Origin of the sequence: Corynebacterium sp. NPDC060344, assembly GCF_042725215.1 — a bacterium.
Taxonomy (GTDB): Bacteria; Actinomycetota; Actinomycetes; order Mycobacteriales; family Mycobacteriaceae; genus Corynebacterium.
In genome coordinates this window covers 1-22,914 of record NZ_JBHXCS010000017.1, presented here as the reverse complement: position 1 = coordinate 22,914, position 22,914 = coordinate 1, and the positions used below count along the sequence as shown (strand labels likewise).

General features: G+C 70.1%; 21 protein-coding genes. 16 read left to right on the top strand and 5 right to left on the bottom strand.

Annotated elements, in window-relative coordinates; genetic code table 11:
- The first annotated feature begins 1,527 nt into the window (after window positions 1-1,527).
- The 4 genes from ACFWGD_RS12755 to tsaD are packed head-to-tail and all read left to right on the top strand — an operon-like array spanning window position 1,528 to window position 4,639.
- A complete protein-coding gene (locus tag ACFWGD_RS12755) occupies window positions 1,528-2,049 on the top strand; it encodes a tRNA (adenosine(37)-N6)-threonylcarbamoyltransferase complex ATPase subunit type 1 TsaE (protein ID WP_377779065.1) in 522 nt (173 codons plus the stop codon).
- A gap of 5 nt (window positions 2,050-2,054) precedes the next feature.
- The gene (tsaB, locus tag ACFWGD_RS12750; RefSeq protein WP_377779064.1) at window positions 2,055-2,960 is read left to right on the top strand and encodes a tRNA (adenosine(37)-N6)-threonylcarbamoyltransferase complex dimerization subunit type 1 TsaB; all 906 of its coding nucleotides are present in this window, start codon (window positions 2,055-2,057) and stop codon (window positions 2,958-2,960) included.
- Window positions 2,961-3,019: 59 nt separating this feature from the next.
- Window positions 3,020-3,490 (top strand): ribosomal protein S18-alanine N-acetyltransferase, encoded by a 471-nt coding sequence (gene rimI / locus ACFWGD_RS12745; RefSeq protein WP_377779068.1) that lies wholly within the window; start codon window positions 3,020-3,022, stop codon window positions 3,488-3,490.
- A gap of 9 nt (window positions 3,491-3,499) precedes the next feature.
- A complete protein-coding gene (gene tsaD / locus ACFWGD_RS12740; RefSeq protein ID WP_377779063.1) occupies window positions 3,500-4,639 on the top strand; it encodes a tRNA (adenosine(37)-N6)-threonylcarbamoyltransferase complex transferase subunit TsaD in 1,140 nt (379 codons plus the stop codon).
- A 39-nt stretch (window positions 4,640-4,678) separates the two neighbouring features.
- On the opposite strand, the gene ACFWGD_RS12735 is transcribed toward tsaD, so the two are convergent.
- Window positions 4,679-4,849: a hypothetical protein gene (locus tag ACFWGD_RS12735; RefSeq protein ID WP_377779062.1), complete on the bottom strand. Its 171-nt coding sequence runs from the start codon at window positions 4,847-4,849 to the stop codon at window positions 4,679-4,681.
- A 294-nt stretch (window positions 4,850-5,143) separates the two neighbouring features.
- Between ACFWGD_RS12735 and groES the strand changes: the two genes are divergently transcribed.
- Both groES and groL read left to right on the top strand, forming a co-directional pair.
- A complete protein-coding gene (groES, locus tag ACFWGD_RS12730; RefSeq protein WP_377779061.1) occupies window positions 5,144-5,443 on the top strand; it encodes a co-chaperone GroES in 300 nt (99 codons plus the stop codon).
- An 11-nt stretch (window positions 5,444-5,454) separates the two neighbouring features.
- The gene (gene groL / locus ACFWGD_RS12725; RefSeq protein ID WP_377779060.1) at window positions 5,455-7,062 is read left to right on the top strand and encodes a chaperonin GroEL; all 1,608 of its coding nucleotides are present in this window, start codon (window positions 5,455-5,457) and stop codon (window positions 7,060-7,062) included.
- A gap of 659 nt (window positions 7,063-7,721) precedes the next feature.
- Here the strand turns inward: groL and ACFWGD_RS12720 are convergent.
- Complete coding sequence (locus tag ACFWGD_RS12720; RefSeq protein WP_377779059.1) at window positions 7,722-8,042, bottom strand: WhiB family transcriptional regulator; 321 nt, start codon at window positions 8,040-8,042, stop codon at window positions 7,722-7,724.
- Window positions 8,043-8,499: 457 nt separating this feature from the next.
- On the opposite strand from ACFWGD_RS12720, the gene shbA reads away from it, so the two are divergent.
- A complete protein-coding gene (gene shbA, locus ACFWGD_RS12715) occupies window positions 8,500-9,093 on the top strand; it encodes an RNA polymerase sigma factor ShbA (RefSeq protein ID WP_377779058.1) in 594 nt (197 codons plus the stop codon).
- A 32-nt stretch (window positions 9,094-9,125) separates the two neighbouring features.
- Window positions 9,126-10,130: a hypothetical protein gene (locus ACFWGD_RS12710; protein ID WP_377779057.1), complete on the top strand. Its 1,005-nt coding sequence runs from the start codon at window positions 9,126-9,128 to the stop codon at window positions 10,128-10,130.
- Window positions 10,131-10,145: 15 nt separating this feature from the next.
- Here the strand turns inward: ACFWGD_RS12710 and ACFWGD_RS12705 are convergent, their stop codons facing one another.
- The gene (locus ACFWGD_RS12705) at window positions 10,146-10,499 is read right to left on the bottom strand and encodes a DUF5319 domain-containing protein (protein WP_377779067.1); all 354 of its coding nucleotides are present in this window, start codon (window positions 10,497-10,499) and stop codon (window positions 10,146-10,148) included.
- A 133-nt stretch (window positions 10,500-10,632) separates the two neighbouring features.
- Between ACFWGD_RS12705 and guaB the strand changes: the two genes are divergently transcribed.
- The 4 genes from guaB (at window position 10,633) to guaA (ending at window position 16,940) form a co-directional block, all read left to right on the top strand.
- A complete protein-coding gene (gene guaB, locus ACFWGD_RS12700) occupies window positions 10,633-12,162 on the top strand; it encodes an IMP dehydrogenase (protein ID WP_377779056.1) in 1,530 nt (509 codons plus the stop codon).
- A 72-nt stretch (window positions 12,163-12,234) separates the two neighbouring features.
- The gene (locus ACFWGD_RS12695) at window positions 12,235-13,419 is read left to right on the top strand and encodes a GuaB3 family IMP dehydrogenase-related protein (RefSeq protein ID WP_377779055.1); all 1,185 of its coding nucleotides are present in this window, start codon (window positions 12,235-12,237) and stop codon (window positions 13,417-13,419) included.
- Between the two features lie 168 nt (window positions 13,420-13,587).
- Entirely contained in the window at window positions 13,588-15,309 is a 1,722-nt protein-coding gene (locus ACFWGD_RS12690; protein ID WP_377779066.1) for an FAD-dependent oxidoreductase, read from the top strand.
- A 62-nt stretch (window positions 15,310-15,371) separates the two neighbouring features.
- Complete coding sequence (gene guaA / locus ACFWGD_RS12685) at window positions 15,372-16,940, top strand: glutamine-hydrolyzing GMP synthase (RefSeq protein WP_377779054.1); 1,569 nt, start codon at window positions 15,372-15,374, stop codon at window positions 16,938-16,940.
- Between the two features lie 78 nt (window positions 16,941-17,018).
- Here the strand turns inward: guaA and ACFWGD_RS12680 are convergent, their stop codons facing one another.
- Entirely contained in the window at window positions 17,019-17,765 is a 747-nt protein-coding gene (locus ACFWGD_RS12680) for a hypothetical protein (protein WP_377779053.1), read from the bottom strand.
- 129 nt (window positions 17,766-17,894) lie between these two features.
- On the opposite strand from ACFWGD_RS12680, the gene ACFWGD_RS12675 reads away from it, so the two are divergent.
- The 3 genes from ACFWGD_RS12675 (at window position 17,895) to ACFWGD_RS12665 (ending at window position 21,042) form a co-directional block, all read left to right on the top strand.
- The gene (locus ACFWGD_RS12675) at window positions 17,895-18,203 is read left to right on the top strand and encodes an antibiotic biosynthesis monooxygenase family protein (protein WP_377779052.1); all 309 of its coding nucleotides are present in this window, start codon (window positions 17,895-17,897) and stop codon (window positions 18,201-18,203) included.
- A gap of 248 nt (window positions 18,204-18,451) precedes the next feature.
- Window positions 18,452-19,303 (top strand): hypothetical protein, encoded by an 852-nt coding sequence (locus tag ACFWGD_RS12670; RefSeq protein ID WP_377779051.1) that lies wholly within the window; start codon window positions 18,452-18,454, stop codon window positions 19,301-19,303.
- Window positions 19,304-19,317: 14 nt separating this feature from the next.
- Window positions 19,318-21,042, top strand: coding sequence for a DNA polymerase Y family protein (locus ACFWGD_RS12665; RefSeq protein WP_377779050.1), 1,725 nt, complete (start codon window positions 19,318-19,320; stop codon window positions 21,040-21,042).
- Window positions 21,043-21,103: 61 nt separating this feature from the next.
- Here ACFWGD_RS12665 and ACFWGD_RS12660 read toward each other — a convergent pair whose 3' ends face one another.
- Window positions 21,104-21,796, bottom strand: a complete 693-nt coding sequence (locus tag ACFWGD_RS12660) for a hypothetical protein (protein WP_377779049.1) — start codon at window positions 21,794-21,796, stop codon at window positions 21,104-21,106.
- A gap of 149 nt (window positions 21,797-21,945) precedes the next feature.
- Between ACFWGD_RS12660 and ACFWGD_RS12655 the strand changes: the two genes are divergently transcribed.
- On the top strand, window positions 21,946-22,851 hold the full coding sequence (locus ACFWGD_RS12655; protein WP_377779048.1) for a sucrase ferredoxin: 906 nt from the start codon (window positions 21,946-21,948) through the stop codon (window positions 22,849-22,851).
- Window positions 22,852-22,914: the final 63 nt, after the last annotated feature.

Sequence of the window (22,914 nt, the reverse complement as noted above, 5' to 3'; positions counted from 1 at the left end):
ATCGGCGATTATTGCCCTGCTCGGGCAGGACCCGGATGCCGGTAGATAGTCCGGCTTATTCGAAAGGTACGTACACCACTTCCCTGGACTTGACCACTGAAATAGCTGTATCGGCGATGGTGACAGAATAGATAAGCGGCCACCCTGAGACTATTTTATAGCAGCAGCTTGCGAATGATATGAGCCCTAGTGGGCCAAGGATCCATGGGTGCGCTTTGGCTGACGCGGGGAAAAGTTGTGTATAAAACGATCCGATGAAGAGATACAGGCAAAACAAGGCAATGAATAGCGGGATAATGGCTGCCGTGTATGTCTGGTAAGAAGTGTGGCACTCTTTGTCGATGCGGCGCCAAAGAAGAGATGGGAAAGTGCTTGGAGTTAGTAGAAGTGCGGCGGCAATGATAATGAGCATTCCGCCGAATCCGCCGGCGAGCGCGCCGAATTGTGCGATTCGATCGTCAATCTCTTGGGCGATCCCAACACTAACTAATAGGCACCCGAGGCTGGGGAGCGCAATTAGTGCAGCAGAAATGAGTCTTTTCAATTCCTGATCTTTCTCGAGGGTTGTTGTCGCTCTGGATCATACTTTTCCCGGAAATCACTACTTGGATGCCTGACTCTAGATTGCTTGAGATGCATTGGTGGCCGTAAAACTGACGGCCCGCTGCCATCGCGGCCAGTCACGGGGATGTGCCGGGTGGTTGAATTTGATGACTTATTTGTTCATTCTCCGCTTTGTTGGTTTGTAGTTTGCGATCGACCATGGGCTAATGCATTGGCGGGTCACGTTCGCCCCTCGGGTCCTCGCTGTGAGCCGCAGGATCGACCATATTGTAAGATGGGGCAAGAATAAAGTGGCGACGTAAAAGTCTGCCCCGAGGCGTCTGAAACTGCCATGTTGAAAGCTCATCCATGTAAATGTTGTTGCAGTGGCTAGGTAACCTATGAGGATTAGGTCCCAGAAAGAGTTGATATCGGGGCTGATGTACATCATAAGTGGAATGATGCTAAAGATGCTGATAATTGACGAAACAAATCCAAATCCGTCGAGCCCGAGTGAGGCGACGGTTATGATCGCCAAAGTGGCTAGAAGCATTAGTGCGAGCGTCATTTCGATGAACTATCGTCCGTTGTGGGATTGTGTAAAACATAGTCGACCATCGCGCCGAAAAAATATCCAGCTTCGCCTTCGGTCAGGCTCTTAGGGGCGGTGCCGGGCGGACCAGCGATCATGAACCCAACTTCACCCAATATAGCCGCTACAGACTTTGCATCGAGTGAGCTCCCAGGTTCTTTCGAGGATCGCATTGAAGAGATTTTGTTGGCGCAATCAGCTTCCGCGCAGATGGTGCGTCTTGGAAGCAGGGTCCATGCCAGAGAGCCGAACCCTGTCTCCGGTACCTGGGGCGCAACACCCGGTGCGGCGTGTTTGGGCGGGGTATTGGTGTCGGATTCGACCGCGATGGTGATGCACGCCGGCAGGGCAACGGAACCGGGGCCCGCAATGCCGGGCATTAGTATGTGCCCATGACTTCCCGCCCCAGCACTTTCCCGGAATCCGGTGAGCGCGTCCTGCCGACGGCCGAGGACATGCGCGCCTTCGGCGAAGAACTCGGAGCCGCGCTAGCCCCCGGTGACCTGGTCATCCTCGATGGTCCGCTGGGAGCGGGCAAGACCACGCTGACCCAGGGCATCGCTGCGGGCATGAACGTGCGCGGCCGCGTCACCAGCCCCACGTTCACCATCGCCCGCCACCACCGCGGCCTGGGCGCCGGACCGGATCTGGTCCACGTCGACGCCTACCGGTTGTTCGGCGAAGAGGGGCCGGGCGAGGGGGATGCCGGCGGGGCAGCGTCCGCCGCCGGCGGCCTCGACGCTCTCGACGCGCTGGACTCCCTTGACCTGGACACGGACCTGGAGGCGTGCGTCGTCGTCGCCGAGTGGGGCGCCGGACTGGTCGAGCAGCTGTCGGATTCGCACCTGCTGGTGAGCATCGACCGTTCCGCGGCCGACGACTCCCGGAAGGTCACGTGGCGGCGGGTATCGTGACGGGCATGTTCGTTCTCGCCGTCGACACGTCCACGCCGCAGGTCACCGCCGGTCTCGTCCGCGTCGCCGAGCTGCCCGGGGCGGGTCTGGCCGCTGGCGCGGTGGCGCCGATCCTCGAGGAGATCGCCGCCGCCGGCCACGTCGACGCCCGCGCCCACAACGAGGTGCTCACGCCGCTGATCCGCCGGTGCCTCGACGACGCCGGCCTGTCGGGAGCGGCCGCCGCGGAGGCCATCGGCGCCGTCGTCGTCGGCTGCGGGCCCGGACCGTTCACCGGGCTGCGCGTGGGCATGGCCACCGCGGCCTCCTTCGCCGACGCGTGCGGCGTGCCCGCCCACGGCGCCTGCTCGCTCGACGCACTCGCGCACCCAGCGGGTGAGGCACTGCGCGGCGACGTCATGGCCGTCACCGACGCCCGCCGTCGCGAGGTCTACGTCGCCGCCTACCGCGATGGCCAGCGCATCTGGGGCCCCGCCGTCATGTCCGCCGCCGCCTGTTCGGAAGCCGTCACCGAGGACGTTCCGGACTTCGAGCCCGCCCACCTCGTCGGCGACGAGGCCAAGTGCGCCGACGTCGCCGCCGGATTCGGCGCCACGGACACCGCCGGCGCCACCTCCGGTCCCAGCACCGCCAGCGCCGCCCCCCGAATCACCGCCGCCTACCCGACTCCCGCCGGGCTCATCGCCGCGGCGATCGCCGAGCTCGAGCACGAGCACGACGAAGACGGCCCCGACGCCGACGGCGACGGCGAGCCCGACCACACGCCCTTCCGCGCCACCGCCGCGCTCACCGCCCCCGCCGCCCCACTGGTTCCGCTGTACCTCCGGCGCCCCGACGCGACGCCGCCGAAGCCCAAGCCGAAGTCGCCTGCGATTCCGGACGTGGGCGTCGCCAAGCAGGACGCCCCGTGACCGCCGCGGGCCCCGGCACCAACCCGGACCAGCTCCTCGCGGCGGCGACCTTCGGGCGGCTGGCGCAGGGCGCGGCCTCCGGGTGCGCGGCGCTGGAGGCGCAGATCTTCGCCGGCGACGACCCGTGGCCCGAATCCGCCTTCGCATCCGAACTGGCCAACCCCGGCAACCTCTACCTGGGCTGGGTGATCCCCGGCGGCGGCGCGGCCGAGGGCACCGACCGGGTGCTGGCCTACGGCGGCATCACGCGGCTGGGGCCGGAGGCGGCGCCGGAATACGAGATCCACACCATCGCCGTCGACCCCGTCCTGCGCGGCCGCGGCCTGGGCCGGGAGCTGCTCGGCCACCTGCTCGCCGCCGCCGACGCCGCGCCGGGGCCGGTGTACCTGGAGGTCCGCACGGACAACGAGCCGGCGATCGGGATGTACTCCGCCCACGGGTTCGAGACGATGGGCGTGCGCAAGCGCTACTACCGCCAGTCCGGCGCCGACGCGTACACGATGTGCCGCCCGGCGGCCGGCGGGTCGTAGAATCCGGGCATGACCTCCAGCGCCGCCGCCCAGCACAGCCGCACGATCCTCGCCGTCGAAAGCTCCTGCGACGAGACCGGCGCCGCCGTCATGCGCGTGACCTGGGATGAGGCGCTGCCCGCGGGGCACGAGGGCTCGGCCGACCGCCCGCGGGTGGAGACGCTGTCCGACGTCGTCGCGTCGTCGATGGAGCAGCATGCCCGCTTCGGCGGCGTGGTGCCGGAGATCGCCTCGCGCGCGCATCTCGAGGCCCTGCAGCCCGTGGTCGGGGAGGCTTTGCGACGTGCCGGGGACGCCCTCGGCCTGCCCGAGGGGCAGGGGCGCTTCATCCCCGACTGCGTCGCCGCCACCGTCGGACCGGGTCTGGCGGGCGCGCTGCTGGTCGGCTCGGCCGGTGCGAAAGCGTATGCGGCGGCGTGGGACGTTCCGTTCTACGGCGTCAATCACTTGGGCGGGCACGTGGCCATCGGCGCGCTCGACGGCGCGGACCTGACCAACGCCGTGGCGCTGCTGGTCTCCGGCGGGCACACTCAGCTGCTGCACGTGTGCGGTGCCGGGCGGCCGATGACGGAGCTGGGCTCGACGCTCGACGACGCCGCCGGCGAGGCCTACGACAAGGTCTCGCGGCTGTTGGGGTTGGGCTATCCGGGTGGGCCGGTCATCGATCGGCTGGCCCGCGAGGGCGATCCGGCGGCGGTGAAGTTCCCGCGCGGGATGATGCGGCCGCAGGACTCGCGGCACGACTTTTCCTTCTCCGGCCTGAAGACCGCCGTCGCCCGCTACGTCGAAACCGCCGAGCGGGAGGGCCGCGTCATCGACATGGCCGACACGTGCGCGTCGTTCCAGGAGGCCGTGTGCGACGTGCTGACGGTCAAGGCCGTCCGCGCCGCCAAGGACGTCGGGGCGACGACGCTGCTGCTCGGCGGGGGAGTGGCGGCCAATTCACGGCTGCGCGAGCTCGCCGAGGAGCGCTGCGCGGAAGCCGGCCTGACGCTGCACGTGCCGCCGATGCGCCTGTGCACCGACAACGGGGTGATGATCGGCGCCATCGCCGCCCACCTCATCGCTGCCGGCGCCGAGCCGTCGGGCTACGGCTGCGCCACGGACCCGTCGATGCCGGTGGAGGAGCCGATCGTGGTCGCGCGGTAACTCACGCGCATTGATCGCGCACCGATCCAGCGCGGAAACTCAGCGCGTGGTGATGTTGTCCTCGTCGGGTTCGCGGCCTTCCTCTTTGGCGCGGGTGATCTCCTCGTCCTCGCCCTTGAGCCGGCCGATGAACAGCCGCGCGACGACGGCGAAACCGACGATGAAGACGGCGATGGCGACCATCGCGATGATGAGGACCGTGGAAGACATGCCGTCCACGGTATCGGCGCCGGGCGAATCGCGGGGGCTGCGGCGCAGGGCGGGGGCGCTGGCCGTCGTAAAGCATGTGCCGGAAACTCCCGGCGAAGCGCCGCACCCTCCGGTGTTGAGTGCTGGCACTCGCGAAGGTAGAGTGCCAGCCAGGTTGTTTGACACACAGTTGTTCACCCGCGACGACGGCTGTGCACGGCAGACCAACCGGCACAAAGAACATCAACCAGGCGCCCGACGCCCGGCCCGGTGAACCGGGCCGCGACGGGTGCCCCGCTCATGGAGGAATTCATCGTGGCGAACGTCAACATCAAGCCGCTCGAGGACCGCGTCCTGGTCCAGATCAACGAGGCCGAGACCACCACCGCATCCGGCCTGGTCATCCCCGACTCCGCGAAGGAGAAGCCGCAGGAGGCCACCGTCATCGCCGTGGGCCCCGGCCGCTGGGCGGACGACGACGACCGCATCCCGATGGACGTCAAGGAGGGGGACACCGTCATCTTCTCCAAGTACGGCGGCACCGAGCTGAAGTACCAGGGCGAGGAGTACCTGCTCCTGTCGCAGCGCGACATCCTCGCGGTCATCGAGAAGTAGGGCGACCCCATATGGCCAAGCTCATTGCATTCAACGAAGAGGCCCGCGAAGGCCTCAAGCGGGGCGTGGACACGCTGGCCGACGCCGTCAAGGTGACGCTGGGCCCCAAGGGCCGCAACGTGGTGCTGGACAAGGCGTTCGGCGGTCCGCTGGTGACCAACGACGGCGTGACCATCGCCCGCGACATCGACGTCGAGGACCCGTTCGAGAACCTCGGCGCCCAGCTGGTCAAGTCGGTGGCCGTGAAGACCAACGACATCGCCGGCGACGGCACCACCACCGCGACGCTGCTCGCCCAGGCGCTCGTCCACGAGGGCCTGCGCAACGTCGCGGCCGGCGCCAACCCGGTCGCCCTCAACCGCGGCATCGCCGCCGCGGCCGAGAAGACCGCCGAGCTGCTGCAGTCCAAGGCCACCCCCGTCACCGACTCCGCGTCCATCGCGCAGGTGGCCACCGTGTCCTCGCGCGACGAGGAGATCGGCGACCTGGTCGCCGGCGCCATGGACAAGGTCGGCAAGGACGGCGTCGTCTCGGTCGAGGAGTCCCAGACCATCGCCACCGAGCTGCTGGTGACGGAGGGCGTGTCCTTCAACAAGGGCTACCTGTCCCCGTACTTCATCACCGACGTCGACGCGCAGCAGGCGATCCTCGAGGACGCGCAGGTGCTGCTCGTCCGCGAGAAGATCTCGTCGCTGCCGGACTTCCTGCCGCTGCTGGAAAAGATCGCGGAGTCGGGCAAGCCGACCCTGATCATGGCGGAGGACATCGAGGGCGAGGCCCTGTCCGCGCTGGTCATCAACGCCATGCGCAAGACCCTGAAGGTCGCGGCCGTCAAGGCCCCGTACTTCGGCGACCGCCGCAAGGAGTTCATGGAGGACCTGGCCGTCGTCACCGACGGCACCGTGGTCACCGCGGACACCGGCATGCAGCTGAAGGACACCGGCCTGGAGGTGCTGGGCCGCGCCCGCCGCATCACCATCACCAAGGATGAGACGGTCATCGTCGACGGCGCCGGCACGGCCGAGTCCGTCGAGGAGCGCCGCCAGCACCTGCGCAACGAGATCGAGCGCACCGATTCCACGTGGGATCGCGAGAAGCTCGAGGAGCGCCTGGCCAAGCTGTCCGGCGGCGTCGCGGTCATCCGCGTCGGCGCTGCGACGGAGACCGAGGTCAACGAGCGCAAGCTGCGCGTCGAGGACGCCATCAACGCCGCGCGCGCCGCGGTGCAGGAGGGCGTCATCGCCGGCGGCGGTTCGGTGCTGGTGCAGATCGCCGGCGAGCTCGAGGAGTTCGCCGCCGGTTTCGAGGGCGACGAGGCCATCGGCGTCCGCGCCCTGGCCCGCGCCCTGACCAAGCCGGCCTTCTGGATCGGCTACAACGCGGGCGTCGACGGCGCCGTCGTGGTCCACCACATCGGCGAGCTGCCGAATGGCCAGGGCTACAACGCCGCGACCGGCGAGTACGGCGATCTCATCGCCGCCGGCGTCATTGACCCGGTGAAGGTCACCCACTCCGCGGTGGTCAACGCCGCGTCGGTGGCCCGGATGCTGCTGACCACGGAGGTTTCCGTGGTGGACAAGCCCGAGGAGGAGCAGCAGGGCCACGGCCACGCGCACTAGTCGCGCGGTTCCGTCCCTTTTGCTTGACGACGTCCCATCCGGCCACTCGGTCGGATGGGACGTCGTTGTCGTTGGGCGCAGATCCGCCCGCAAGCGCTGGGCCCCCGCGCGTTAACTCACCTCGAATGGCCTAACCCACCCGCTGTAACGGGCCATTTTGGCCATTCGGGGTGGGTTAACGGGAAGGGGAGGGGCCCAGGGCGCTTCCATGGGCATGGCACCGCGAAAAGTCGTTGGTGCGACCCCATCGATTCAATCTCGTGCCATCCGCGGTCCCCTCGAGGGGCATGAATGCTCTGATCTTGAAGAAAAAGGGGGTCCGAAATTCAATCTCGTGCCGTTGGGGTCGCTTCCGTGAGGCACGAATGCTCTGATCTTGAATAGGTTCTTCTCAGGTTTCGCCAGCGGCGGATCCCGGAGTGCTTGGCGACGACTAACGCCGCCTTGACCTGCGGAAACGTGAATGTGGCGCTGTGTTGCCCTCAGCGGCGATGGCCGGTATCCGAGTGCGCGCGCCGGGATCCAGCGCGGCTACGGGCCGCGTGGCGCCGGGTGTCGCCGCTGGTGCCAAATTCCCCGAGTGCCGAGATTCCCGGGGCCCGAGTGGCGGGGCCTAAAAGTAAGGCCGGGCAGCTGAGCCGGGCAGTTAGGTGAGTCCGTTAGGCGAGAACGGTCTCGCGGACCTTGTCGCGGCGGTTGCGGCGGGGACGGGAGCGCAGGATCTCGGAGCGCTCGGCCTCGCTCATGCCGCCCCAGATTCCGTAGGGCTCGCCGACGGCCAGGGCGTGGGCGCGGCACTGCTCCAGAACCGGGCACGCCTGGCAGATGGTCTTCGCGCGAAGCTCGCGCATCGCCCGGGCGCGTCCCCGCTCGCCCTCGGGATGGAAGAAAACGGAGGAATCCGCGCCGCGGCAGGAACCGTGCAACTGCCAATCCCACAGATCCGCGTTCGGTCCGGGGAGGTGATTGATGTGCGTCATGGCCTGGAATCTCCTAGAGAAAGACACTCGTGAATGTGCGTCGAGCGCGGTTCGGGGCCGCGGGTTGCGGTACCCGGTCGCGTCGGCCCCGCGTCGGGGCGTCCACGGCGGCCAGTGTGGGCCGGGATTGTGAACCGCCGGTTAAGTCCCGGCTACGTTCCGGAAGAATCGCGGCGCAGTTTGGGAGAACTTCTTGCCCGCACCGGATTTGGGCGGTCGTCGACGGCACGTAATCGGGGCGCGAGCGTGGCCGGGATCACGACGTGCGGCAATCCCGGTAACCCGGATATTGCCGCGTCACCCGTGGGGTAGAATTGGGCGGCAATCGGCGATGCACTTCAGCGCTGCGCCACCGTGCTGGACGACCGCGCTGCACTACCGCGCTGCACTTCAGCGCTGCACCACCGCGAAGAGCATCAGCGACGACCCCGCCGGCAACGGGGAGGGAAGGAGTGGCATGGCCGACGATGACGTGGTCCGCGAATGGGTGCGGCGTGCCATCGACGGCGATGCGGTCGCATTCGACTCCCTCATGCGCCACATCCACCCGCCGATCGTCCGGTACTGCCGCGCGCGCATGGGCCAGGACGGATCGGTGTCGGCCGACGACGTCGCGCAGGAGACCATGCTCGCGGTGGCCAAGTCGCTCGACCGCTACACGGACCGGGGCCGGCCGTTCATGGCCTACGTCTACGGGGTCGCGTCCCACAAGGTCGCCGATGCCCACCGCGCCGGTGCGAGGGACCTGTCGTACCCGTACGAAACGATGCCGGATACCCCCGTCACGGGGGAGGGGCCGGAAGATGCGGTCCTCCTGGGCGATGCCGGTAACGAAGTGGGCGAATTGCTCGATTCATTGAGTGACAAGGCCCGCGACATCATCATCTTGAGGGTGTTCGAGGGGCTGCCGGCCGAAGAGGTCGCGCAGCTCGTCGGCAGCACTCCCGGCGCGGTCCGGGTCGCGCAGCACCGGGCGCTGGCGAAATTGCGCGCGGTGGTGGAGGAAAAGGCGTCGCGGGAACGCTCCGGAAACAACCGGAGGGCCCGTTGACCATGGATGATCGGCATGAAGAGGAGGCAGCGATGGGCGATCGCCGTGACCCCCGGGCAACCCGGCGGGACGATGCGGTGTCGGGCGTCGAACGGATGCCCACCCCGCAGGAGCTGGCGGCGGACGATCGCTTCCTCGATGCCCTCGCGGCCGGCCGCCGCGACGTGTGCGGTGCCGGTGTCTACGGCACGGACTCGTACCTCGCGTCCCTGATCGCAGATGCCCGCGCCTCCGCCGATGCCGACCTGCCCCCGCTGCCGGACATCGATCCGGCGGTGGCCGTGCCCGCCCGTGACGTCGTCGACGTCGAGGTCGTCGCCGCGGAAGAAGACGTTGAAGCCGATCCCGATGGGGAGATCCCGGTGGATTCGGGCGCGACGGCGGCGTCCGCGACGTCCGCGTCCGCCACGTCCGGTTCGGTCGTCGCCGGGCCCGCGTCCTGGTGGAAGCCGTCGCGCTTCGGCAGTGCGCTGATCGGCGCGGCCGCGTCGCTGGCGCTCGTCGCCGGTGGCCTGTCGGCGATTCACTCCGCCGCCCCGGGCAGCGCCCTGTGGCCGGCGCGGGTGTCCATGTTCGGCGACCGCTCCGTGGAGATGGAGCTGGCGTCGACGCTGGAGGAGGCCGATGCCGCCGGTCGCGCGGGCGACGCCGACCGCGCCGCCGAGTTGCTGGAGCGCGCCGAGCGCCTGCTGGCCGAGGTCGAGGACGCCGACCGCCCCGCACTGGAATCGCAGATGCGCGAAACCGTCGAGCGCGTCCGCACCGTCACCCGCGCCCCGGAGACGGTGACCAACGAGCGCACCACCACCAAGCGCGAAACGCAGACGCTGGAGCCGGGCGTGGTCACCCAGACGCAGACCCAGACGGAGGTGCGCACCGAGACGGTCACGCAGACCGTGACGCAGTCCGCCACCCCGTCGACGTCGGCCAATCCGGAGGAGACGGTGGGGGAGCCGTTGGTCAACGGGATCCCGTCGGTGCCGACCACCGATCCTGAGGCGATCCGCCAGGGCCTGCCGCCGATCCCCGGCCAGTAGCGGGGAGTCCGCCTTCTACGCCCCGCGGCGGCCGTCGACGAAGCCGGCGCAGTACTCCCACGGCGCGTAGCGCGAGGGGTCGGGATCGTACTGCGGCTCGTGGACGGGGGACTGCTTGCCGCTGAGCAGCAACCGGTAGTGCGTCTCCAGGACGTCCCAGTTGTAGTAGTGGATTTCGTTGCAGTCCTCGCACGTCATGGACACGCCCCACAGGCCCTCGGGGCCGAGGACGGTGCGGAACTGGCGGACGGACTCGAGGTCCTCGAGGACTTCGCGGCGCTCTTGGTCCGTCAGCGGCTCGAACGGCTCGTCGGCGTCGAGCAGGTGCGACGGGTCGTCGGGGTCCCCCTCGAAGGGGTCACGCGGCATGGACGACCAGAAATCTCGATTCACACCGCCCACCGTAGCGGGCGCCGGGGCCAAGTTACTACCCGTCCGGCATTGGGATTACCCTGTACGGTAATCCGAACTTTCTGCGGCGCGACCAGGAGGACGACCATCCATGACGAACCCCACCGGAATCAGCTTGGGGGGCGATGACGCGGGCAAGATCCCGCTCATCGGCCTCACCTTCGATGATGTCCTTCTCATCCCCGATGCGTCGGACGTCATCCCGTCGGCGGTGGACACGTCCACCCAGCTGACCCGGGAGCTGCGCCTGAACGTGCCCATCATTTCGGCGGCGATGGACACGGTGACCGAGTCCCGCATGGCCATCGCGATGGCGCGCCAGGGCGGCATGGGCATCCTGCACCGCAATTTGTCGGCGGAGGATCAGGCGCAGCAGGTGGAGATCGTCAAGCGCTCCGAGGCCGGCATGGTGTCCAACCCGGTGACGTGCTCGCCGGAGGAGACCATCGGCGAGGTGGACCAGAAGTGCGCGCGTTTCCGCATTTCGGGTCTGCCGGTGATCGATGGGGAGGGCAAGCTCGTCGGCATCTGCACGAACCGCGATATGCGGTTCGAGACGGATCCGAATCGTCCGGTGCGCGAGGTCATGACGCCGATGCCGCTGGTCGTCGCGGAGCAGGGCGTGTCCGGTGATGCCGCGCTGAATCTCCTGCGCACGCACAAGGTGGAGAAGCTGCCGATCGTCGATGGCGAGGGCAAGCTGACGGGCCTGATCACGGTGAAGGACTTTGTCAAGCAGGATCAGTTCCCCAATTCCTCCAAGGACGGCTCGGGCCGCCTGTTGGTCGGTGCGGGCATCGGCACCGGCGAGGATTCCTGGACCCGGGCCCATTTGCTTGCCGACGCCGGCGTGGACGCCCTCGTCGTGGATACGGCTCACGCCCACAACAGCGGCGTGCTGGACATGGTGTCGCGGGTGAAGAAGGAATTCGGCGACCGAGTCCAGGTCATCGGCGGCAATCTGGCCACCCGTGCTGCGGCGGAGGCCATGATCGAGGCCGGCGCCGACGCCATCAAGGTGGGCATCGGCCCGGGCTCCATCTGCACCACCCGCGTCGTCGCGGGCGTGGGCGCCCCGCAGATCACGGCGATCATGGAGGCCTCCGTGCCGGCGAAGAAGGCCGGCGTGCCGATCATCGCCGACGGCGGCATGCAGTTCTCGGGCGACATCGCCAAGGCGCTGGCCGCCGGCGCGTCGACCGTGATGCTGGGCTCGCTGCTGGCGGGCACCGCCGAGGCGCCGGGCGAGACCGTCGTGGTCAACGGCAAGCAGTACAAGATGTACCGCGGCATGGGCTCGATGGGCGCCATGCAGGGCCGTGGCCTGACGGGCGAGAAGCGCTCGTTTTCCAAGGACCGCTACTTCCAGGCCGATGTGCTGTCGGAGGAGAAGCTGGTGCCGGAGGGCATCGAGGGCCGCGTGCCCTTCCGCGGCCACCTCGACGCGATCGTCCACCAGCTCGTCGGCGGCCTGCGCGCCGCGATGGGCTACACGGGGTCGGCGACCATCGAGCAGCTCAACGACGCGAAGTTCGTGCAGATCACGGCCGCCGGCCTGCGCGAGTCCCACCCGCACGACATCCAGATGACCGTCGAGGCGCCGAACTACTACCAGCGCTAGCCCCATTCGCCGCCGTCCGGGCCCGTTCCCGGGCGGCGGCAGCGGGAATGCGCACAACGAAGGAATCCCACATTGCGTGACATGGTCGAAATCGGCATGGGCCGCGAGGCCCGCCGCACCTACGAGCTCGAGGACGTCGCCATCGTGCCGTCCCGCCGCACCCGTTCGTCGAAGGACGTGGACACCCGGTGGAGCATCGACGCCTACGAGTTCGGTTTCCCGCTGATGATGCACCCGACCGACTCGGTCTCCGGCCCGGAGTCGGCGGCCGAGTTCGCCCGCCTGGGCGGCCTGGCGGTGCTCAACGCCGAGGGCATCTGGGCGCGCCACGAGGACGGCGACGCGGCGATCGCGAAGGTCGTCGAGGCCGCGTCCGGCGCGGACTGGGCTCGGCCGGAGGTCGCCAACGAGGTCCTGCAGAAGCTCCACTCGGCCCCGATCGACGAGGACCTGCTGGTTCGCCGCATCACCGAGCTTCGCGAGTCCGGCGCCATCACCGCCGTGCGCGTGAGCCCGCAGCGCTGCCGCGAGCTGACCCCGCTGCTGGTCAAGGCGGGCATCGACCTGCTGGTCATCCAGGGCACCCTGATCTCCGCGGAGCACGTGACCTCCGACGGCGAGCCGCTGAACCTCAAGGACTTCATCGGTTCCCTCGACGTCCCGGTCATCGTCGGCGGCGTGGTGGACTACCGCACGGCGCTGCACCTGATGCGCACCGGCGCCGCCGGCGTCATCGTCGGCCCGGGCACGACCACGACCCCGTCGGCCCTGGGCATCGAGGTGCCCATGGCCACCGCCATCGCCGATGCCGCGGCCGCGCGCCGCGACTACCTCGACGAGACCGGCGGCCGCTACGTCCACGTCATCGCCGACGGCGGCATCGAGTCGGCGGGCGACATCGCCAAGGCCATCGCCTGCGGCGCCGACGCCGTCGCCCTGTCGCAGCTGCTCGCCGACGCCGCCGAGGCGCCGGGCAAGGGCTGGCACTGGCCGTCTGCCGCCGCGCACCCGAAGTACCCGCGCGGCTTCGTGGACAGCAACGATCTGGGCGCGGTGACCCCGGGCGAGACCGGCACCGAGACTGGCACCGAGACCGGTTCCGCCGCCGAGCGCCCCTCCATGGAGGAGCTGCTCTTCGGCCCCACCGCCGATCCCTTCGGCACCCGCAACCTGGTCGGCGGCATCAAGCGCTCCATGGCCAAGTGCGGTTTCACGGACGTGAAGTCCTTCCAGCGCGTGGACCTGTCCATCCGCTAGTTTTCCCCGTCCCCGGCGCCGCGCCCCTGCTTTCGGGGGCGCGGTTCCGGTCGGGCGACCAAGTCGTCGTAAAGCGGCCCTGCCGTGCGGCAACGCTGCTAGCGTGGCCCGGAAGAGGCGGCGCCACCGGCCCGGCTGCCGCCCGTGATCTGCAAGGGAAGTATGGCGATGGGTGTGCGGCGGGATTACGACGTTCTGGTGATCGGCTCCGGCTTCGGCGGATCCGTGGCGGCCCTGCGGCTGACCGAGAAGGGATACCGCGTCGGCGTGATCGAGGCGGGGCGGCGGTTCGAGGACCATGAATTCGCCAAGACCAGCTGGCTCCTGAACAAGTACCTGTGGGCCCCGAAGCTCGGGCTGTTCGGCGTGCAGCGCGTGCACCTGCTCAAGGACGTCATGATCCTCGCCGGCTCCGGCGTCGGCGGCGGCTCCCTGAACTACGCCAACACCCTGTACAAGCCGCCGTCGCCGTTCTTCCGCGACGCCCAGTGGGCGGGCATCACCGACTGGGAGAAGGAGCTGACCCCGTACTACGAGCAGGCGCGGAAGATGCTCGGGGTGGTCACCAACCCGTCCGTCACCCCGGCCGACCGCGTCATGCGCGAGGTCGCCGAGGACATGGGCGCCGCCGACACCTTCGTGCCCACCCCGGTCGGCGTGTTCTTCGGCGCCAAGACCGGCGGCGAGGGCGAGCCCGGCGAGCTGGTGGCCGACCCCTACTTCGGCGGCGCCGGCCCAGACCGCCGGGCCTGCACCGAATGCGGCGAATGCATGACCGGCTGCCGCCACAACGCCAAGAACACCCTGCTGAAGAACTACCTCCACCTCGCCGAGGCCGGCGGCGCGCACATCATCCCCCGCACCACCGTCCGCGAGCTGCACCCGCGCGCCGACGGGTCGTGGGACGTGGTCGCCGAACGCACCGGCTCCTGGGTGCGCAAGGGCCGGCGCACCCTCACCGCCGACCACGTCATCGTCGCCGCCGGGGCCTGGGGCAGCCAGAACCTGCTGCACCGCCAGCAGCGCGACGGCCACCTGCCCAACATGTCCGACCGGCTGGGCTACCTCACGCGCACCAACTCCGAGGCCATCGTCGGCGCCATGCGCCCGACCGTCGACCCCGACGCCGACTACTCCGAGGGCGTGGCCATCACGTCGTCGTTCTTCCCCGAGCCCAACACCCACATCGAGCCGGTGCGCTACGGCAAGGGCTCCAACGCCATCGCCCTGCTGCAGACCCTCATGACCGACGGCGGCCCCGGCGGCCCGCGCTGGTGGAAGCTCATCCGCGACGTGGCCAAGGACCCGAAGGTGGCGCTGCAGCTGCTCAACCTGCGCAAATGGTCGCAGCGCACGGTGATCTCGCTGGTCATGCAGAACTCCAACAACAGCCTGACCACGCACCTGCGCAACTGGGGGCCCCTGCGCATGCTGTCGTCGCGGCAGGGCGAGGGTGAGCCGAACCCGACGTGGATCCCCGTGGGCAACGAGGCCACCCGCCGCGTCGCCGCGAAGATCGGCGGCATCGCCGGCGGCACGTGGGGCGAGATCTTCAACATCCCGCTGACCGCGCACTTCATCGGCGGCGCACCGATCTCCGACTCGCCGGAGCGCGGCGTCGTCGACCCGTACAACCGCGTCTGGGGCCACCCGACGCTGCACATCACCGACGGCACCGCCATGCCCGCCAACCCCGGCGTCAACCCGTCGCTGTCCATCACCGCCATCGCCGAGCGCGCCACCGCACTGTGGCCGAACAAGGGCGAGGCCGACGCCCGGCCGGTGCAGGGCGAGGCCTACCGCGACGTCGCGCCCGTCGCCCCCATCGCCCCGGCTGTCCCCGCCGGCGCGCCCGCGGCACTGAATTTGGGCATGCCGACGCGCAGGTGACGGTGGCGGGGCGGGCGCCGGGCCGTCGCAAAGCAATCCGTATGGTGCGCTAAGATCGCGGTGTGTCTGAACAGGTAAATCACCCCGTACTCGTCGTCGACTTCGGCGCGCAGTATGCGCAGCTCATCGCCCGCCGCGTCCGCGAGGCCAACATCTACTCCGAGGTCGTGCCGCACACCGCCACGATCGAGGACATCCGCGCCAAGAACCCGCGCGCCCTGGTGCTGTCCGGCGGCCCGTCCAGCGTCAACGAGGACGGCGCCCCGGCGCTGGACCCGCAGCTGCTGGAGCTGGGCATCCCGGTGTTCGGCATCTGCTACGGCTTCCAGGCCATGACCCGCGCGCTGGGCGGCACCGTCGCCGCCACCGGCGACCGCGAATACGGCCGCACCACCATGACCGTGGCGGGCGGGGACGTGCTCCACGCCGGTGCCCCGGAAAGCCATGAGGTGTGGATGAGCCACGGCGACGCCGTGTCGGAGGCCCCCGAGGGCTTCACCGTCACCGCGACGACCAAGGGCGCGCCGGTGGCCGCGTTCGAGTGCCGCGAGCGCAAGATGGCCGGCGTGCAGTACCACCCGGAGGTCAACCACTCGCCGTACGGGCAGCAGGTGCTGCAGCGCTTCCTCACCGAGATCGCGGGCCTGGAGCAGAACTGGACCGCCGCGAACATCGCCGAGGAGCTCATCGAGTCCGTGCGCGAGCAGGTCGGCGAGGGCCGCGCGATTTGCGGCCTGTCCGGCGGCGTCGACTCCGCCGTGGCCGCCGCGCTGGTGCAGCGCGCCATCGGTGACCGCCTGACCTGCGTGTTCGTGGACCACGGCCTGCTGCGCCAGGGCGAGCGCGAGCAGGTCGAGACCGACTTCGTCGCCGCGACCGGCGCGAAGCTGATCACCGTCGACGACCGCAAGGTCTTCCTCGACGCGCTCGCCGGCATCACCGATCCGGAGACCAAGCGCAAGACCATCGGCCGCGAGTTCATCCGCTCCTTCGAGCGCGCCGTGGCCCGCGCCCTGGAGGGCGCCCCGGAGGGCGAGACCGTGGACTTCCTGGTCCAGGGCACCCTGTACCCGGACGTCGTGGAGTCCGGCGGCGGGTCGGGCACCGCGAACATCAAGAGCCACCACAACGTCGGCGGCCTGCCGGACGACGTCGAGTTCACCCTCGTCGAGCCGCTGCGCCTGCTGTTCAAGGACGAGGTCCGCGCCGTGGGCCGCGAGCTGGGGCTGCCGGAGGCCATCGTCGGCCGCCAGCCGTTCCCGGGCCCGGGCCTGGGCATCCGCATCATCGGCGCCGTCGACGAGGAGCGCCTGGACACCCTGCGCCGCGCCGACGCCATCGCCCGCGAGGAGATGACCGCCGCCGGTCTGGACGACATCGTCTGGCAGTGCCCGGTGGTGCTGCTCGCCGACGTCCGTTCCGTGGGCGTGCAGGGCGATGGCCGCACCTACGGCCACCCGATCGTGCTGCGCCCGGTGACGTCCGAGGACGCCATGACGGCCGACTGGACGCGCGTGCCGTATGAGGTGCTCGAGCGCATTTCCACGCGCATCACCAACGAGGTCGCCGAGGTCAACCGCGTGGTCCTGGACATCACGTCCAAGCCGCCGGGAACCATCGAGTGGGAGTAGGCCTCCCGTGCGCCTGAGCCGGCCCCGGTTTTTCCGGGGCCGGCTTTCGCGTGCGCGGGGCGGGGCGCGGCTTCTGCTTTACGACGCCGCCGTGCCCGCCCCTTCGGCCGCTGCCTCGGGTTCGGTGAGCTGCACGGTCTCGCGCCGGCGCTGCCGTTCGGTGAGCGCCGCGTCGTTGCGCCGGACGCGGACGGCGCCGTCTTCCCTGAGGGAGGCCAGGGTGGAGGCGGCGTCGGCGTCGTCAAGCGAGGCAAGGTCGGGCAGGCAATCGGCGAAGACGATGCGGCGACCGGGCGTGGCGCCCGCGACGTGGAGGACGGCGAGGATGCGATCGGCCGGGGCCGTGGAGCCGGCGGGGAAACCTGCGGGCAGCGGCAACGGCGGGGGCGCCATGTCGGAGCCGGGGCGGCGGAAGCGCCACCATGCGATCGCGGTGGCGGCGAGACCGACGATTCCGACCGCCGCCGGCACGGGCACCCCGAACGCCTCGACGAGGACGTGGCGTATGGCGCGATTGCCGAACAACACTCCCAGGAAGACCAGCGTATCCATCGCATTGGTCCAGTCGGCCACCGCGTTCGAGGCCATGCGAACCGGCCAGGTCCGGCTGATGCCCCATGCGTAGATGATCAGAAGAACGAGCGCGGCCAGGACCGTGATCCACGCCGCCGCCGGAACACCCGGCCAGGCCAGCGCGCCGGCGGTCAGGCCGAGCAACGCCGCCGGGATGCCCGAGCGAACGGGCGATCCGAGCCGCCGAGCCAGTGCCGCCGCCACGTCTCCCGCCGTGCTGGGGGAGGTGTCGTTCCGGGGAGCGGCGGTCATGGCGTCCTTTCGCATCGGGGTTACCGTTGCTTCCAGTGTGTCACTCGCCGCTGGGGCGGGTTGGATGGGCGGGGAAGAAGACGGGCACTCGGCCTCCCCGAGAGGTTAGGGTGGGCTATGCTCGCGGGCATGAGCATCGTGAAGATCAACGCCATTTCCGTTCCCGAGGGTGCCGGCGAGGAGCTGGAGCGCCGCTTCGCCGCCCGCGCCGGTTCCATCGACGGCCAGCCCGGTTTCGAGGGGTTCCAGCTGCTGCGCCCCACCGCCGGCGAGGACCGCTACTTCGTGGTCACGCACTGGGCCGACGAGGAGTCGTTCGTGGCCTGGCGCGACGGCGACGCCCGCGCCGCCCACGCCGGCGGCCACGGCAAGCCGGTGGCCAACGGCGCGAACCTGTTGGAGTTCGACGTCGTCATGGACGTGCCGGGCAACAAGTAGGGGAGTTCTCCCGCGGCGTCGGCATCATCGGCGCCTCGTGCGGTCCGTCTCGTGCCGAGAGGATGCCACCGATTTCCGCGACCTGGGCGTATGCAGTTGTCGACGCCGCGTTGGTATCTCCTCGGCACGGGCGGAAGCGGCGGTGCGGTGGTGGCGCCGGGAGGGTGACCGGCGCTGTTGACGCCATTCCCGGGATGCGCATACACTTTCGAAAGTAGGAAGTGTGTTCGAAGGTCGGGGAGGTCGCCATGTCCGCGTTGCGCGCCGTGCCGGATCTGTCCGGCCTCAACCGCGAGGACACCGTCGCCGCGCTGCGGAAATCCATGGCCGGCCTGGGTGCGGCGGTGCCCGAATCCGCCGATGGCGTCGACGAGGGCTACGGCCCCGGCGGCACCGTCGGCGACGGCGACCCCGGGATCCTCGCAGCCACCTCGGCTGATGGCCGCGACGATGCGGCACGCGCGGGTGTCCGGCGCGTGCCCGACGGCCGCGTCCCGGTCCCCGCGGGGCTGTCGGAGCTTCTCGACGGCGGCCTGCTCAAGGGCGCCGTCAGCTCCATCGATGCCGCGGGCGCGGTGGTGGCGGGCATCCTCGCCGAAATCACGGTCGCCGGAGGGCATGTCGCGCTCGTCGGGCTGCCGGACTTCTCCCCGCTGAGCATCGTCGAACACGGGGGCGACATCTCCCGGGTGCTCGACGTCCCCGAGCCCGGCGAATCACCTCTCGAGGTGGTGGGGCTGTTGGCGGATGGGGTGGACGTGGTCGTCGTAAAGCTGGACCGTACCCCGCCGCCCTCGGCCGCCCGTCCCGTGATGGCGCGGCTGCGCGGTTCGGGGTGCGCGCTGCTGCACGTCGGCGAGGGATGGCCGGGCGCGAAGGTGGCGGTGGCGTCGCGGGTGACGGCGATTCACGGGCTCAGCGCGGGGCACGGGCGCATCCGCGGCGTGGAGTTCCACGTCACGGCGCGGGGTGCGGGGCGGCCCGAGCGCGGCGTGCGGTGGGCCATCGGCGACTGCCCGGCGTCGGAGGCGGCGGCCGCGGCGTGGGACGGGATGGGTGCGTCGAACGTCGCCGAGTTCCCGCTGCGGAGGGCCGAGTGATGGGGCGGTGCGGCGTGACGCGGATCCTCGGCCTGTGGCTGCCGGATTGGCCGATCCAGGCGGCGCGTTTTTCCGGCGCGACGGGCGATGCCGGGCCGGCGGCGCCGATCGCGGTGGTCGACGACACGACCATCGCCGCCTGCTCGGATGCGGCGCGGCGGGCGGGCGTGCGGCGCGGCCAGGGGCGCCGGCATGCGCAGGCGGCGTGCCCCGATCTGGTGGTCGTCGATGCGGATCCGTCGCGCGATGCCCGCGAGTTCGAGCCGGTGCTCGCCCGCATCGGCGATGTCGCGGCGGGCGTGGAGGCGCTGCGCCCGGGGCTGGTGGTCCTCGGCGCCGACGGTCCCGCGAAGTATCACGGGGGCGAGGCGAAGGCGGTGGAGATGCTTCTCGACGCCGCCGCCCTCGCCGGAGCGGACTGCCTCGCGGGGATCGCCGATGACGTGACCACCGCGGTGCTGGCGGCGCGGCGCGGGGTGCAGCTGCCCGCCGGTGGTGGGCCGGAGTTCCTGCGCGGGGTGTCGCTGGCGGAGGTCGCCGCGGAGTCGGCGCTGGATTTCCCCGTGGCGCTGGGGCGGGCGTGGGTGGACCTGGGCCTTCGGACGCTTGGCGACGTCGCCGCGTTGCCCGCGCGCGACATCGCCGGGCGGTTCGGCGCGGAGGGCGCCCGCTGGCGGATGGTGGCGGCCGGGGAGCTGGAGCGGCGGGTGTCGCCGCGCACGCCGCCGAGGGATCTGGCGATCGTGCATCGGCCGGAGGAGACGCTCGGCCGCGTCGATGCGGCGGCGTTCATCGCCCGCGCGCTGGCGGCGAAGCTGCATCACCGGCTGCGGGAGCATGGCCTGGGCTGCCATCGGCTGGCGGTGACGGCGGAGTTCACCGACGGTTCCGAGCTGCGCCGCGTGTGGCGCTGCGCCGGGCCGCTCGACGAGGCCGCCACCGCCGACCGCGTGCGGTGGCAGCTCGACGGCTGGCTCACCGGCCGCGCCATCGCCGCGGCGGGCGCCGCGCCCGCACGTTCCTCAGCACCGGCAGATCCCGCAGACCCCGACGGATTCGATGGCGTCGGCGACCCCGGCGACCCCGTTTCAGACGATCCTGATTCCCGCGGCATCGCGGCGCTGACGCTGGAGCCGCTGGAGGTCATCGTCGCCGGCGTCGAACGCGATGCGCTGTGGGGCGGTGCCGACGCCGCCTCGGAGCGGGCCGGCCGCGCCGCCGCCCGCGTGCAGGGGCTCCTCGGCCCGGAGGCCGTGCGCAGGCCCGTCGACGTTGGCGGGCGCGGCCCCCGCGAACGCGTGGTCATGGTCCCGGTGGGGGAGGAGGCCCCCGCCGCGACCGGGCCGTGGCCGGGTGCGCTGCCGGCGCCGAACCCGGCGGTCACGCCCGGTGGACAGGCGGGACAGGCGGGGCCGGGCTCCCCGGTGTCGCCCTCGGTGCGCCACCCCGCGTCGAAGGTGGGGCTGTACGGCGCCGACGGGGAATCCATCGCCGTCACCGGCCGCGGCACCCTCACCGCGCCGCCCGCCGTCCTGCGCTGGGGCGGCCGCGATCACGAGGTCACCGCATGGGCGGGGCCATGGCCCGTCGACGAACGCTGGTGGACCCCCGACGACGCCCGCCGCGCCGCCCGCATGCACGTCGCCGTCGACGGGGACGGCTCCCGCTCCCGCGGCCCGCAGGCGTTCCTGCTCATCGGCCACGCCGGCCAATGGCGCATCGAAGGGAGGTACGGGTAAAAGAAAACCGGCGCCGGAGGAACCGGGCGCCGGGACGTCGCAAAGCAGGAAGGTCGGGGACCTAGCCCGTCTGGATGTCGATGATCAGCCGCGTCGGATCGGCCGCCTTGAACACCTTGAACGGGCGGCGCTCACCGTCGATGCCCGCCACGTACTGGGTCGTGCCCTCGAAGGTGCCGAAACCGCGGACCTCCGAAATCGCCGACGTGCCCTCCGGGCGCACCGGCCCATTCGGGTAATCGTCGACGTTGAAATCGAACGGGTAACCCGTGCCGCGGACATCGATGGCCAACTTGTGCGCGCCACCGACGCTGATGGGATTGCCGCTGCCCTGCTGGGTCGGCATCTCCTCGTAGCGCACCCAGTAACCCGGGGCGCCGTCGCCCATGAACTCGATGACGATGCGGTCGAAACCATCGTGCGAACCAATGCGGACGTCCTTGATGCCCAAGTAGGACCCATCCGCCGGGGCGGCCTCCGCCGGCGCGGCCGAGTAATCGCCCTCCGGCGCGGCGTCATCCTCCAGCGTCGCCGGCGAACCGCCCGTGGTGCTGCTGCCATTGCCGCTGCCGCTGGCGCCCGAGGATGCCGACGCCCCCTCCGACCTCATGGACACCGCCGAATCGACGTCGGGCTCGCCCTCCGGCGAGCATGCGGCGAGGCCGAAGGCCAGGGAGCCAGCGGCGATCACCGCCACCACGGAGCGGGCGGCGGCACGATTCGATCGGATCGAGGTGCGGAGGTCGAACATCATGCATTCGACCGTAGGACCGCCTCACTTGAATGGCAATTATCGGACGGTGCAAAACCCCAGGTCGGCGGGGACGGTGCGCAAAGTGTTGTAAAACGGTGACCTTGCGGGGGCCTCGAACGTGACCGATGCCACCTTGTTAGGCTTGCCCCATGACGGAATCCGCGTGCTCTGACCTGGGACATGAGCCGCTGCCGGGGACGGCGAAAAGCGGCACCCTGTTCATCGCGCTCGAGCACCAATACGGCTGGAGCCGCGACATCCTCGACGGCGGCGTTTTCGGCGATGAGCTCACCGCCCGCATCAAGGCGTGGCTGGCCGAGCGCGGTGGTGCGCTGCAGCTGATCCGCAAGCCGGGGCGCCTGGGCCAGATCCCCTGCGACGGCGTGACCATGTACGTGGCGCACTGCCCGCCGGGCACCGGTGATGCCGCGCCGCGACTGGAGGTCCGCAAGGTCTGCGACGTCGAGGAGATGCTGTCGCTGGACATCCGGTTGGGGCGGCCGACGGAGGGGGCGCGGGTCGTCGACAAGCCCCTGCTGCTGGTGTGCACCCACGGCAAGCGCGACCGTTGCTGCGCCGTGAAGGGCCGGCCGATCGCGCAGGCCCTGAACAACGTCCACCCCGACGTCGTGTGGGAGACCTCGCATTCCAAGGGCCACCGGTTCGCGCCGGCGCTGGTGCTGCTGCCGTGGAACTATTCGTACGGTCGGCTGTCGGCGGCGGCGACCAACGAGATGCTTGTCGACGCCTCCTCCGGCGTCCTCCACCCCGCCGGCTGCCGCGGCCGAGGGGTGTGGGACCCACGCGGGCAGGTCGCCGAACTCGCCGCGCGCGAAGCGATCGGGGAGTGGGGCATCGACGCGGTGGCGTCGGTGGAGGTCTCCGATGCGGAGGCTGGCGGGGAGTCCGACGCGAAAGCCGTCGTCGGATTCGGCGACGGCAGGAAGGTCGCGGTGGAGTTGGCGAAGACCGTCACCGACGGCGTGGTCTCCTCCTGCGGCGATGCGCCCGGCCCGAAGAAGGGGTGGCGGGCACTCGCCGCGGAGGAGCTTTAGCCCGGCACCTCCACGCAGATAGACGCCGAGTGGCCAGTTAGATGTGGCGCACCACATCTAACC

Coding starts and splice junctions, on each gene's coding strand:
- ACFWGD_RS12675 (WP_377779052.1), top strand. CDS start 17,895: ATGAGCATCGTGAAGATCAACGCCATTTCCGTTCCCGAGGGTGCCGGC.
- shbA (WP_377779058.1), top strand. CDS start 8,500: ATGGCCGACGATGACGTGGTCCGCGAATGGGTGCGGCGTGCCATCGAC.
- ACFWGD_RS12670 (WP_377779051.1), top strand. CDS start 18,452: ATGTCCGCGTTGCGCGCCGTGCCGGATCTGTCCGGCCTCAACCGCGAG.
- tsaD (WP_377779063.1), top strand. CDS start 3,500: ATGACCTCCAGCGCCGCCGCCCAGCACAGCCGCACGATCCTCGCCGTC.
- ACFWGD_RS12690 (WP_377779066.1), top strand. CDS start 13,588: ATGGGTGTGCGGCGGGATTACGACGTTCTGGTGATCGGCTCCGGCTTC.
- ACFWGD_RS12680 (WP_377779053.1), bottom strand. CDS start 17,765: ATGACCGCCGCTCCCCGGAACGACACCTCCCCCAGCACGGCGGGAGAC.
- tsaB (WP_377779064.1), top strand. CDS start 2,055: ATGTTCGTTCTCGCCGTCGACACGTCCACGCCGCAGGTCACCGCCGGT.
- ACFWGD_RS12735 (WP_377779062.1), bottom strand. CDS start 4,849: ATGTCTTCCACGGTCCTCATCATCGCGATGGTCGCCATCGCCGTCTTC.
- guaB (WP_377779056.1), top strand. CDS start 10,633: ATGACGAACCCCACCGGAATCAGCTTGGGGGGCGATGACGCGGGCAAG.
- ACFWGD_RS12720 (WP_377779059.1), bottom strand. CDS start 8,042: ATGACGCACATCAATCACCTCCCCGGACCGAACGCGGATCTGTGGGAT.
- ACFWGD_RS12755 (WP_377779065.1), top strand. CDS start 1,528: ATGACTTCCCGCCCCAGCACTTTCCCGGAATCCGGTGAGCGCGTCCTG.
- ACFWGD_RS12710 (WP_377779057.1), top strand. CDS start 9,126: ATGGGCGATCGCCGTGACCCCCGGGCAACCCGGCGGGACGATGCGGTG.
- ACFWGD_RS12655 (WP_377779048.1), top strand. CDS start 21,946: ATGACGGAATCCGCGTGCTCTGACCTGGGACATGAGCCGCTGCCGGGG.
- ACFWGD_RS12705 (WP_377779067.1), bottom strand. CDS start 10,499: ATGCCGCGTGACCCCTTCGAGGGGGACCCCGACGACCCGTCGCACCTG.
- groL (WP_377779060.1), top strand. CDS start 5,455: ATGGCCAAGCTCATTGCATTCAACGAAGAGGCCCGCGAAGGCCTCAAG.
- ACFWGD_RS12660 (WP_377779049.1), bottom strand. CDS start 21,796: ATGATGTTCGACCTCCGCACCTCGATCCGATCGAATCGTGCCGCCGCC.